The following is a 12503-nucleotide window of genomic DNA, read 5'->3' as shown; positions in this document are numbered from 1 at the left end:
CCCTGATGAAGACTCCTGACTCCGCGCGGCCCCGCCCGGGGGCCGCCATCCTGCGCACGGCGCTGCGCCGCAACGTCGGCGCCATGATCGCGGGCACCGTCCTGATGGGCCTGTACCAGGCGGCGGAGACCGCGTTCCCCATCGCGCTCGGACTCATCGTCGAGCACACGATGCAGGACCGCAGCCTCGGCTCCCTCGGTATCTCGATCGGCTCGCTCGCCGTGATCATCACGACGGTGTCCCTGTCGTGGCGGTTCGGCATGCGCGTGCTGCAGAAGGCCAACACGACCGAAGCACACCGCTGGCGGGTCCAGGTGGCCGCCTGCGGGCTCCAGCCGGTGGCCAGGGACGTGGACCTCAAGTCCGGCGAGATCCTGACCATCGCCACCGAGGACGCCGACCAGACCGCCGACATCATCGAGGTGGTGCCGCTGCTGATCAGCTCGCTGGTCGCCATCGTGGTCGCGGCGGTCGCGCTGAGCCTCGCCGACCTCCGGCTGGGCCTGCTGGTGATGGCGGGCACCGTCGCGATCCTGTCGGTCCTCGCCGTGATGTCCAAGCGGATCGGGGCCAGTACGCAGGAACAGCAGGCCCGGGTCGCCCGGGCGGGCGCCAAGGTCGCCGACCTGATCATCGGGCTGCGCCCGCTGCACGGCTTCGGCGGCAACCATGCGGCGTTCGGGGCCTACCGCAGGGTCAGCACGGACGCGAAGCGCCAGGCGATCACCGTCGCCCGGGTGAACGGCACCTACGCGGGCACCGCGCTCGCCCTCAACGCGGCTCTCGCCACGGCCGTCTCGCTGACCGCCGGCTGGCTGGCGTTCGAGGGCCGGATCACCATCGGCGAACTCGTCATGGCGGTGGGGCTCGCGCAGTTCATCATGGAACCGCTCAAGATGTTCTCCGAGATGCCCAAGTACGTGATGATGGCCCGCGCCTCGGCCGAGCGCATGGCCCTCGTCCTGAACGCGCCCCCGGTGACGGCACCGGGCCCCGAACGCCCGGAGCCCGGCGGGGCCCTGGAGGTCGACGGCGTCCACCACGGCACGCTCCAGGGGGTCAAGTTCACTGTCGCCGCCGGGGAGTTCGTGGCGATCGCCGCCTACCAGTCGCGCGCGGCGGCCGACCTCGCCGCCGTCCTCGCGGTGAACGTGGCCCCCCAGGCGTACGGGGGAGTGGTCCGGGTCGGCGGCCGGGAGATCGGTGACCTGTCGGTCGAGGCGGTCCGCGAACACCTGCTGGTGAACCCGTACGACGGGGAGATCTTCGCCGGCACCCTCCGGACGAACATCGACCCGTCGGGCAGCGGGCGGGAGATCGCCGAGGCCGTGGAGGCGTCCATGCTCACCGACGTCGTCGCCCTCCACCGTGAGGGACTCGACCACGTGGTACGGGACCGGGGGGCGAACCTCTCGGGCGGCCAGCGCCAGCGGCTCTCCCTGGCCCGCGCACTGGCCGCCGACACCGACGTGCTCGTCCTGCACGACCCCACGACGGCCGTGGACGCGGTCACCGAACAGCTCATCGCGCGCAACGTCGCGAAGCTGCGCCGGGGCCGCACCACGCTCGTGCTGACCAGCAGCCCGGCGCTCCTGGACGCGGCCGACCGGGTGCTCGTCCTGGACGGGGGCGTCATCACCGCCGAGGACACCCACCGCAACCTCCTCGCCGGGGACGAGGCGTACTGCCTGGCCGTGGCCCGGTGAGCCACCGGCAGGGGCGGGGGCCCCAGCCGCCCGCCCGCCCCTGCCCGGGGCTCAGCCCAGGACCCAGGCGACATCCCTGAGCAGGGCGTGCCGCCAGCCGGCCCGGTCGTGGTCCGATGCGGACCGCGAGACCCGCACGGTCGCACCGGCCCGCTCGGTGAGCGACTCCGTCAGCTCGCAATGGGGCAGCATCCGCGTCTCGTGCTCCCCGACGTCGAACGCGCACCGCAGCCGCGACAGGTCCGCCCCCCGGCGCAGCCGCTCGGCGACGGCGCCGCCGACCGCCCCGCCCAGCGGATCCGCCCGGTCCACGGCCCCCGGCGCCCACCAGAAGGACCCCGACTGGCAGGCGACCCGCGAGACCAGATCGGGGAACTCCAGCGCCGCGTAGAGCGCGCTCAGCCCGCCCAGGCTCTGCCCGGCCACCACCAGCCGGTCCAGGTCGGCCGGCACACCGCAGTCGCCCACCAGCGGCAGCAGTTCGTCCCGGACCCCCTCCCACAGCTCCGGGCGGCAGACGAACTCCGCCTCCCGGTCCTTGGCCGGCAGGAACACCAGCGTGACCGGGGGCAGGTCGCCCGCGTCGAAGGCCGCGTCGAAGGCGGTCGCGGCCGGGTGCAGATACAGCCAGTCGTCCCCGTCGAGCAACAGCACCACCGGACCGCCGCCGCCCACCGGGTGGACCCGCACGGTACGCCGCCCACCGAGCCGGTCGCTGCTCCAGCGGATCCGGGTGCGGGGGAGGGGCGGCACATCGTCCGGGCCCAGGGCGGGCCAGTGCGGCTGGGGCGGGGCGTCCGGCGTCGCGGCGACGGAACGGTCGGCCCCCGCGCCGACCGGATTGAACGGATCGGCATGGGCCTCGCCCGCCACGAGGACGCGGTAGGTCACCCGCAGCCGCGCGGGCATGGCCACCTCCGCGTACCAGCAGTCGGTGTCCTCCCAACGCCGCAACGGCACGGGCGGCGACCAGCTCTCGAAGTCGAGCACGGCGTCGGAGCCGCGCCACAGGAAGAGGGTTTGCCAGCCGCCGTCGGCGGGGACCGGCGCGGGCGTGCGCGCCGCCGCCCAGAACGCGTCGGTGCCGGGGCGGCCGGGCAGACCGAAGGCGGCGAAGGGGCTCTCGGCGTCCACCGGAGGCATGAACGTCTCCTCGTGAGAAGGGAAGAGCAGAGGCAGGCCGAGGCGGGCTCCACCTGTGTAAGGCGAGCCTAACCCAAGGGTCCTGGACGGCTGTTGGGGGTGCGACGTTGCAAGGCGACCCGGGCCGGGTCCGTCGGGGGCGCGGCCTTGGGCGTCCGGGGCAGGCCCGTCCGGGCTCAGTACGCGGCGAGCCGCTCCATCAGGACCACGCTGTGCGCGAGCTGCTGCTGCTCCTCGGCGCTGAGTTCGAGGTCGATGGCCCGGGCCAGCCAGTCGGCCCGCCGGTCGCGCTCCGCCTTCAGCGCCGCCCGGCCGACCTCGGAGAGATCGACGAGCGACTTGCGGCCGTCCGTCGGGTGCGCCCGGCGGACCACGAGGCCCTGCTCCATCAGGAGGCCGACCGCGCGGGCCATCGACTGGGGGCGTACGCGCTGGTCCGCGGCGAGGTCGCTGGTGGTCATGGCCCCGTCCCGGTCCAGGACGCCCAGCACGGCGACCTGGCCGTGCGGAATCCGGTCCTCATGCTTCACCCGCCGCGCGAGTTTGCCCATGGCGGTGCGCAGATCGGCGGCGACGGTGGCGGGTTCCGGGGAGGGCATAGGGCACTTTAACCCGCGGGTGTGGGCGCGTCCGCCCAGGTGGTCGGCGTACGGGGTGCGCGGAGGACCGGCACACAACTGCACAGCACAACTGTACAGCCAAGCTAAACAGCCAATCTGAACAGCATTGCTGTAGAGTTTTGCTGTCGCGGCTCGCGCCGGCGCTGTCGCACCAGTGCCGCGACAAGCACCTACGGAAGGACCTCGCATGTCCCGCACGACAGCTGAGCCCACCGCCATCCGGTCCGTCACCGCCCGCCGGATCATCGACAGCCGGGGCAACCCCACCGTCGAGGTCGACGTCCGCCTCGCCGACGGATCCCTCGGGCGCGCCGCCGTCCCGTCCGGCGCCTCCACCGGTGCGCGGGAGGCCGTGGAACTGCGTGACGGGGACGCCGGGCAGTGGCACGGCAAGGGGGTCGACCGTGCGGTCGGCCACGTCAACGGGGAGATCGCGGCCGCGGTCGTGGACCGCGACGCGGACGACCAGGCGGGCCTGGACGCCGCGCTCGTCGCGCTCGACGGCACTCCCGGCAAGTCCCGGCTCGGGGCGAACGCCGTCCTCGGGGTCTCGCTCGCCGCCGCGAAGGCCGCGGCGGCGGCCCACCGCCAGCCGCTCTACCGCTATCTCGGCGGCGCCGACGCCCGACTGCTCCCGCTGCCGATGATGAACATCATCAACGGCGGGGCCCACGCCGACAATCCGCTGGACTTCCAGGAGTTCATGATCGCCCCGGTGGGCGCGCAGACCTTCGCGGAAGCCGTCCGCATGGGCTCCGAGATCTTCCACACCCTGCGCCGCGACCTGCTGGCGGCCGGTCACGCCACGGGCGTCGGCGACGAAGGCGGGTTCGCCCCCGCGCTGCGCACCGCCGAGGAGGCCCTCGACTTCGTCCTCAGCGCCGTCGAACGCACCGGATACCGTCCCGGCGAGGACATCGGCCTCATCATGGACCCGGCGTCGTCGGAGTTCTTCCGCGACGGCGCGTACGTGTACGCGGGCGAGGGGGTCCGCCGCACGCCCTCCGAACAGGCGGACTACCTGGCCAAGCTGATCGACGCGTACCCGGTCGTCTCCATCGAGGACCCGATGGCCGAGGACGACCTGGACGGCTGGCGCGAGCTGACCGCCCGCGTCGGCCACCGCTGCCAGCTCACCGGCGACGACGTCTTCTGCACCGACGAAGCGCAGGTGCGTGAGGGCATCCGGACCGGCGTCGGCAACTCGGTCCTGGTCAAGGTCAACCAGATCGGCACCCTGACCGAAGCCCTCGCCACGGTCGCCACGGCCCGGCGTGCGGGCTGGAGCGCCGTGATGTCCCACCGCTCCGGCGAGACGGAGGACACCACGATCGCCGACCTGGCGGTGGCGACGGGCTGTGGCCAGATCAAGACCGGCTCGCTGTCCCGCTCCGACCGCACGGCCAAGTACAACCAGCTGATCCGGATCGAGGAGGAGTTGGGCGAGTCGGCGCAGTACGCCGGCGGGGCGCTGCTGTCCCGCTCCTGACCGCGGGCCGGGCACCCCCTCCGGGTGCGCCCGGCCCTGGCAATGCTCGAACGGGCGGCCCCCGGCGGACGGTAACGCCCACCGGAGGCCGCCCCCCGTTCGCGGCGGGCCGGTCCGGGCCGCCGGACACCGGACCTGCTCACCGCTCCCGGGTCACCGGGTCCGGGCGGAAGAGGCCCGGGTCTAGGGGAAGTTGGTGACGGTCGACGGAATCGTCGACGTTCCCGATGTCGGGGAGCCGATGTTGTTGATGACGTGCTGGTACTGGCCGTTGCCGCCGAGCGAGACGACGAGCAGGTTGTGGAACTTGACGCCGGGCTTCACCGGTGCCTTGAAGCCGTGTTCCTGGACGATGGTCGGGTCGACGTTGTAGTAGCAGTAGCTGCCCATGCCCCAGCCCTCGTGCTGCTGGACCGAGTCGTCGACCCGGTAGGCCGCGTAGCCCTTCGTGTTCCCGTTCTGGATGGCGGCCTGGTTGGGTGCGTCGTACGCCTTCTCGTTCTGGAAGAAGATCGTGCGGCCGCGCTCGCCGTACCACTCCACGTCGTACTTGTTGAAGTGCTCCACGAACAGCCCGGTCGCCAGGACGTCGTCGCCGTTCACGCGGACCCCGTAGTCGGCCCGGTTGGTCTCCCAGCCCCAGCCCTCCCCGTGGTCCGCCCGCCACACCCAGGTGTGGTCGATGATCGTGTCGTCGCTGTTGACGACGATGCTCGTGGTCGCCTTGCCGGGACCGGCGCCGCCGATCCGCACGAACACGTCCTGCAGCGACGTCGGGTTCGCCGAGTGGTCGGCGGACGCGCCCTGCGGCCCGACCTCCAGCAGCGTCTGCGAGTTGACCGGGCCCGCGTCGATGAGGAAGCCCGCCAGCTTCACTCCGTCGACATCGGCGACCTTCATGGCCGTCACCCCGTTGTCCGGGATGATGGTGGCCAGGCCGAGCCCGAGGACGACGGTGTTCGCCCGGTTCACGTTGACGGTCTGGTCGATGTGGTAGACCCCGGGCGTGAACAGCAGGTGGAGGCCCTGCGCGAGCGCGGCGTTGATCGTCGCGGCGGTGGCGCCCTGCTTGACGACGTAGAAGCGGTTCAGCGGGATGGACTCGCCCGGCTGGCTTCCGCCGCCCCACGAGACGCCGCGCGCGTTGACGCGCTTCGCGGGGACGAAGACCTTGTACTCGTTGCCGTCGAGGTAGAGGAAGGGCTTCTCGCGCGAGATCGGAGTGGTGTCCAGCGTGGTGTACGGCGGGGTCGGGTAGCTCGCCGCGGGGGCGCCCTGGACACCGGAGAACGTCATGTTCCACACGGCGTTGGTCCAGCCGCCGACGGAGCTGTCCCGGGTGTACCACTGCTGCTGGGAGTAGGGGCCGACCGTGCCGTCGATCTTGGAGTCGGCGATGTAGCCGCCGCTGGCCCAGCCGTAACCGTCGGGGGCGAGGTTCAGCCCGCCCTTGACGTGCATCCGGCGGAACGGGGCTGCTTGGGAGACCGCCCAGCGGTTGGTCCCGTTGACCGGGTTGAGGGTCAGGTTCTCGGCCGAACGCCAGAAGTTCTGCGTCGCGTTCCCGTTGAACCAGCCCGCGTCCACGGTCACATCGCCGTTGAACGTGGTGGCGTTCGGGTGGAGGCCGAGACCCGCGATCTGCGTGTAGAAGCCGATCTGCGCGTTGATGTTGTCGTACGTGCCCGGCTTGAAGAGGAGCGCGTGCCGGCCGCTGCCGAACTGCGCGGACTCCTGCTTCCTGAAGATCTCGTCGACCTTGCCCTGGATGTTCGGCGTGGAGGGGTCGAAGACATGGACGTTCGGACCGAGGTCCCCGCCGCCCGGGATCTCCGGTCCGCCACCGCCGTCACGCGTACCGAAGACCTTGAACTCCCAGAGCGAGTAGCCGTAGCCGGTGGCCCGCTCGGTGCCGGTCAGCCGCACGTAACGGGCGTCGCCGGAGACGTTCAGGGTCTCGTTGCCGCCCGCCGACGTGGTGGTGCTGTAGGCCGTCGTCCAGTCGTTGCCGTTGGCCGAGAGCTCGATGCGGTAGCTCTTGGCGTGCGCGGCTTCCCAGGCGAGTTCGACCCGGCTGAGCGCGGCCGGCGTACCGAGGTCGATGCGGATCCACTGGGGGTCGGCGAACGCGCTGGACCAGCGGGTCCCGCCGTCGCCGTCGACGGCGTTGCCCGCCGCGGTGCCGCCGTTCTCCTGGCTGGAGGCGGTCACCGTGCTGCCCTGGGAGAGCAGCACCGGCGCGGCCTGTGCCGGAGCCGCCTGCACGGCCGCGAGCAGCGTGGCGACCAGGGTGGTGATGACCGCGAGGGCCAGCGTGCGCCGTCGACGGGATGCGGCCGCGGGAGGCCGCGGGGGTCTGACGAGGGCAACGGACATGTCTGATCTCCTGAAAGGTCAGGTGGGCGGGGGTGGTTCAGCTGCGGGCGCGTGCTCCCCAGAGGGAGAGAGAGCGCTCTCTCGGTAGCCGAATGATTCTCCCGTGTTTCCGTCGCGTCAAGAGTTGTGCACAGGATTGACGCTTCGGCTCCTCCGGCAGAGCCGATGTTTCATCTCCTGAAAGCTCAAGGCCGGTTGACCGGGCATCAGCACGGCACTTCGGACGCCAATTCCGCGGTAACCGGAATCAACTCGGCCGAGACCCTTGACGGTTCACTCCGCTCCGGCCACGCTCCCCTCTGCGGGGGAGCGCTCTCTCGGCCCCATCCCCTCACAGAGCAAGGAGTTCGCATGGAAGCCCGTGGAACACCACGGTTGCGCGGTGCTTCGGCGGTCATGGCCGCCGTGGCCCTCCTGTTCACCCTCTCGGTGGCCGTCGCCCCGGAACGCGCCGCCGCCGCGGCCGTTCTCGTCTCCCAGGGAAAGCCGGCCACGGCCTCCAGCACGGAAGCCCCCTTCACTGCCCCGTCCGCCGTCGACGGCGACACCTCCACCCGCTGGTCCAGTGCCTTCACCGACGACGAGTGGATCCGTATCGACCTCGGCGCGAGCACCTCGATCGGACAGGTCGTCCTCAACTGGGAGACCGCGTACGCCAAGGGCTACCGCCTGGAGGTCTCCGGCGACGGAAGCGCCTGGACGACGATCCACTCCACCACCACCGGCACCGGGGGCGTCGAGACCCTGACGGTCTCCGGGGCCGGCCGCTACATACGGATGCACGGCACCGAGCGCGCCACCCCCTGGGGCTACTCCCTCCACGAGTTCCAGGTCTACTCCACCACCGGCTCCACCGCCCCCGGCGACGGTGTCCTGCTCTCCTACGGCAAGACCGGATCGGCCTCGACCTCCCAGCACGACGGCACCTGCTGGGAGTGCTCCCCGGACAAGGCGTTCGACCGCGACCCCGCCAGCCGCTGGGCCACCAGCCCCGAGGGCGGCTGGACCGACCCGGGCTGGATCGCGGTCGATCTCGGCGCCCGCGCGGAGATCGACCGGGTGGTCCTCCAGTGGGACCCGGCGTACGCGAGGGCCTACCGCATCGAGGTCTCCGACAACGGGACCGACTGGAGGACGATCCACTCCACCACCACCGGCACCGGCTTCAAGGAGACGCTCGACGTCAGCGGCACCGGTCGGCACGTACGCCTGTACGCCACCCGGCGCAGCGGTGAATACGGCTACTCGCTCTGGGAGTTCCAGGTCTGGGGCACCGGCGGGGCGCCGATCCCCGCGCCGCCGCTGCCCGCGGACCCCACGTACGACCGGCTGGTGTTCAGCGACGAGTTCAACGGCCCCGCCGGCGCCGCGCCCGACCCGGCCAAGTGGGTCCCGGAGACCGGCACCGGTCCCAACAACGAGCTGGAGTACTACACCAACAACAAGAACGCCGCCCAGGACGGCAACGGCAGTCTCGTCCTGGAGGCCCGCCGCGAGGCGACCCCCGGTTCCGCCTGCCCGCCCGACCCGCTGAGCGGCAGCACCACCTGCCAGTACACCTCGGCGCGGCTCAACACCTACGGGAAGTTCCGGTTCACCTACGGCCGGGTCGAGGCCCGCATCAAGGTCTCCGGTACGCAGGGGCTCTGGCCCGCGTTCTGGATGCTGGGCGCGGACTACTTCGACAAGGGGCGCCCGTGGCCCTACACCGGTGAGATCGACATCATGGAGCACGTCGGCAAGGAGCCGAACACCACGTACTCCACCCTGCACGCACCCGCGTACAACGGTGCTGCCGGCTACGGAGCCCCGTACTCCCTGCCGGGCGGCGCGAACTTCGCCGACGGCTTCCACACCTTCGCCGTGGACTGGAACAGCGAGGGCATGACGTTCCGGGTCGACGGCAACGTCACGCACACGGTCGACAAGGAGGAGCTGGAGAGCACCCGCGGGCCCTGGGTGTTCGACCACGACTTCTTCCTCATCCTCAACAACGCGGTCGGCGGTGACTGGCCCGGCCCGCCCGACGCCACCACCCGCTTCCCGCAGAAGATGAGCATCGACTACATCAAGGTCTGGCAGTAGGAAACCCGCAGGTCCCGGGTGTCCGGGCGGTGTGGTCCTCCCACCGTCCGGGCACCCTTTCCGGGCTTCAGCCGCGCGGCGTGTACAGGATCCACAGCGGTCCCTCGGCGAGATCGACGCGGCGCCCGTCAGGGGTGCTGAACACCGTGTCCGCGTCGGCGGAGCTCCGGGCCCACCGGGCGCCGTACGCCCGGCCGTCCCGCAGGACGACCGCGTTTCCCGCACCCACGGTCTCGGTGAACGGCGTGTTGTTCCCCGACCGGTCGCGGAAGTCCGACTCCCGTACGTCAACGTCCTGGACGACGACCGTACCGGCCCCGATCCGCTCGCCTTCGGACGTACGGGCAGGGGCGCCGTCCAGCGAGACGAGCCACCGCTCGCCCTCGGCGGACCAGGTGAACGTCACCGACGCGGACGGATAGCGGACCGTACGGCTGTCCTCCGGCTCCCCGCCGGACGGCGGTGCGCCGACCCGGAGCCCGAGCTCCGCCACGGCATCCGCACCGGAGGCCGTGAACGGGATCCGCTCCGGCCGCAGGTACAGGTTGTGCGGCGCGGGCCGGTCCGGGCCCCGGAAGTACGCCTGGGGCGCCTTCGAGGGCGGTACGGGGGCCAGCGGCGCGCGGTCGATGGCCGGCAGCAGCCTGCTCTGGGCCCCAGAGAAGGCCAGCGTCGGCCGGTCGAACTGCCGCAGCAGCTCCAGATCGGTCTCCCGGGCGCTGCGCACCGGGCCGATGACCGGCGGCAGCTCGGAGGAGTACACGGCGAGGATCCGGCTCAGGCCCGCCTCCACCTGCTCGACGTAGACGATGTCGGCCTGTTCCAGCCCGGTGTGGGGGCGTGCGGGCGCCACATTGTCGATCTTCACGGCGAGTACGTCGGAGGCCCCGCCCGCACGGGAGGGGGAAGTGCTGGGGGAGGGCGACGAACCGTCGCCGCCCGTGCACGCGGCGGTCACGGCCAGCACGAGCACGGCGAACAGCACCGCGGCCCGGTTCTTCACTCCGGCTGCGGACATGACGACCGCCTTTCCCGGGCGCCGGCCGACGACATCCGCTGAACGTCGCCCTGTCGCGGCCCCTCGTCCATCATCCACCATCACCTGTCCGGTGCGCCCGTGCTCGCCCGGGGGGCCGCGCCCGGCCAGGACGCTCCCGACATGGCCGGAACTGCTCTGCGCCGCGCCCCGATGCGCCTTCCGGAGGCGCTGTTCGCTCTCTACGGTTGCACCAGTGACGGGTTCGCGTACCGCACGAGGCGGCAGGCGAGACAGAGGGGGTTCGGTGGAAGCCGAGTTGACGGCACTGGCGGCATCGGGTGCGACGACCTTCGTGGGGCTGATGGCGACGGAGGCGTGGACGCAGGTGCGGGGGCGGCTGGCCCGGTTCCTGGGCAGGGGCGAGGACGACGAGGTGATCGACGCCGAGTTGGAGGAGTCCCGCGAGGAGCTGATCGCCGCACGCCGCAACGGCGACGAGGACGGTGCCGCGGACGTCGCGGCCGAGTGGCGGATCAGGATCCGCCGGGCTCTGCGCGACAACCCCGGGGCCGAGCAGGAGCTGCGGGCCATTCTCGACGAGCTGGCGCCGCAGCGGGCGGCGGGCCCCGCCGTGGCGATCAACCACAACACCATCAGCGGCGGCCACTACAACGCCCCGGTGATCATGGCCCAGTGGGTCAACGACGGGGCGCCCTCCACGGCCCCGCGGGGGCCGGGCACCGCGTAGGCCCCCGGAGCCGGGGCGAGGGCCCTCACGCTCCCGTCGTGAGCCCGTCCCGGCACACCGGACACCGCTCCCGCCGTCCCGGGCCCCACTCCGGCCGCACGGCTCCGGACGGGCGGGTCCTGGCGGAGGCCTGGTCCAGACCTCTTGACCGAAGGTCTGGACCATTCTAAGTTTTGACGGGGTCACGACACAGGGCGGGTCGGGGCGAACCCTTCGCGCCGACGGCGGCCGACCCGGGCAGGAAGGACATCCGGACCATGGGGCGTACATCACGACTGCTGGGCATCGGCCTGGCCGCGGCGCTCGTCGTACCGATGCTGGTCGGAGCCGCACCGCCGAAGTCCGCGGCGACGACCGGGGCGGCCGCCGAGACCTGTGCGGTCAAGTCGAAGCCCGCGGGCAAGGTGCTCCAGGGGTACTGGGAGAACTGGGACGGCGCGGCCAACGGCGTGCATCCGCCGCTCGGCTGGATCCCGATCACCGACGCCCGCATCACCCAGCACGGCTACAACGTCGTCAACGCGGCCTTCCCCGTCATCCGCTCCGACGGCACCGTCCTCTGGGAGGACGGCATGGACAGCACCGTCAAGGTCGCCACCCCCGCCGAGATGTGCCAGGCCAAGGCATCCGGCCTGACCGTCCTCATGTCGATCGGCGGAGCCACGGCCGGGATCGACCTCAGCTCCCGCCCGGTGGCCGACCGGTTCGTCGAGACGATCGTCCCGATCCTGAAGAAGTACAACTTCGACGGCATCGACATCGACATCGAGACCGGTCTCGTGGGCAGCGGAAACATCAACCAGCCGTCCCCCTCGCAGACCAACCTCATCCGCATCATCGACGGCGTCCTCGCCGCCATGCCGCCGAACTTCGGCCTCACCATGGCCCCCGAGACGGCGTACGTCACCGGCGGCAGCGTCGTCTACGGCTCGGTCTGGGGCGCGTACCTCCCGGTCATCAAGAAGTACGCCGACAACGGCCGCCTGTGGTGGCTGAACATGCAGTACTACAACGGCAGCATGTACGGCTGCTCCGGCGACTCCTACTCGGCCGGCACCGTCGCGGGCTTCACCGCCCAGACCGACTGCCTGAACAGGGGACTCGTCATCCAGGGCACCACCATCAAGGTGCCCTACGACAAGCAGGTCCCCGGACTGCCCGCGCAGCCCGGCGCCGGCGGCGGCCACATGTCCACCGGACTCGTCTCGCAGGCCTGGAACCACTACAACGGCTCACTCAAGGGGCTGATGACCTGGTCGCTGAACTGGGACGGCTCGAAGGGCTGGACCTTCGGCGACAACGTGAAGGCTCTCCAGCGCCGTTGACCCCTGCCCGTACAACCTCCGCGCCCCCGGTC

The 12503-nt window shown here is 71.6% G+C and carries 9 protein-coding genes; 5 read left to right on the top strand and 4 right to left on the bottom strand.

Translation table 11 applies throughout. The features are described from left to right. The first annotated feature begins 5 nt into the window (after positions 1-5). The gene (locus tag RNL97_RS01795; protein ID WP_313750286.1) at positions 6-1706 is read left to right on the top strand and encodes an ABC transporter ATP-binding protein; all 1701 of its coding nucleotides are present in this window, start codon (positions 6-8) and stop codon (positions 1704-1706) included. A gap of 51 nt (positions 1707-1757) precedes the next feature. On the opposite strand, the gene RNL97_RS01790 is transcribed toward RNL97_RS01795, so the two are convergent. Both RNL97_RS01790 and RNL97_RS01785 read right to left on the bottom strand, forming a co-directional pair. Beyond that, positions 1758-2849 carry an alpha/beta hydrolase-fold protein gene (locus RNL97_RS01790; RefSeq protein ID WP_030586853.1) on the bottom strand — a complete coding sequence of 364 codons (1092 nt, stop codon included), beginning with the start codon at positions 2847-2849 and terminating at the stop codon, positions 1758-1760. A gap of 176 nt (positions 2850-3025) precedes the next feature. After that, positions 3026-3448 (bottom strand): MarR family winged helix-turn-helix transcriptional regulator, encoded by a 423-nt coding sequence (locus tag RNL97_RS01785; RefSeq protein ID WP_030586850.1) that lies wholly within the window; start codon positions 3446-3448, stop codon positions 3026-3028. Positions 3449-3656: 208 nt separating this feature from the next. On the opposite strand from RNL97_RS01785, the gene eno reads away from it, so the two are divergent. Continuing rightward, positions 3657-4958 (top strand): phosphopyruvate hydratase, encoded by a 1302-nt coding sequence (eno, locus tag RNL97_RS01780; protein ID WP_030586847.1) that lies wholly within the window; start codon positions 3657-3659, stop codon positions 4956-4958. A gap of 183 nt (positions 4959-5141) precedes the next feature. Here eno and RNL97_RS01775 read toward each other — a convergent pair whose 3' ends face one another. Continuing rightward, a complete protein-coding gene (locus RNL97_RS01775; protein WP_243313048.1) occupies positions 5142-7334 on the bottom strand; it encodes a discoidin domain-containing protein in 2193 nt (730 codons plus the stop codon). A gap of 351 nt (positions 7335-7685) precedes the next feature. Between RNL97_RS01775 and RNL97_RS01770 the strand changes: the two genes are divergently transcribed. After that, entirely contained in the window at positions 7686-9419 is a 1734-nt protein-coding gene (locus RNL97_RS01770) for a discoidin domain-containing protein (protein ID WP_030586842.1), read from the top strand. Between the two features lie 67 nt (positions 9420-9486). Here RNL97_RS01770 and RNL97_RS01765 read toward each other — a convergent pair whose 3' ends face one another. Beyond that, entirely contained in the window at positions 9487-10437 is a 951-nt protein-coding gene (locus RNL97_RS01765; RefSeq protein ID WP_313750285.1) for a DUF3048 domain-containing protein, read from the bottom strand. A 265-nt stretch (positions 10438-10702) separates the two neighbouring features. On the opposite strand from RNL97_RS01765, the gene RNL97_RS01760 reads away from it, so the two are divergent. Both RNL97_RS01760 and RNL97_RS01755 read left to right on the top strand, forming a co-directional pair. Beyond that, positions 10703-11146: a hypothetical protein gene (locus tag RNL97_RS01760; RefSeq protein WP_030586838.1), complete on the top strand. Its 444-nt coding sequence runs from the start codon at positions 10703-10705 to the stop codon at positions 11144-11146. A 257-nt stretch (positions 11147-11403) separates the two neighbouring features. Then, complete coding sequence (locus RNL97_RS01755) at positions 11404-12471, top strand: chitinase (protein ID WP_313750284.1); 1068 nt, start codon at positions 11404-11406, stop codon at positions 12469-12471. The last annotated feature ends 32 nt before the right edge of the window (positions 12472-12503 follow it).

It is taken from the genome of Streptomyces parvus (assembly GCF_032121415.1).
GTDB lineage: Bacteria > Actinomycetota > Actinomycetes > Streptomycetales > Streptomycetaceae > Streptomyces > Streptomyces globisporus_A.
Note: the sequence above shows the minus strand (reverse complement) of the source record. Positions and strands in the feature narration are given on the sequence as shown.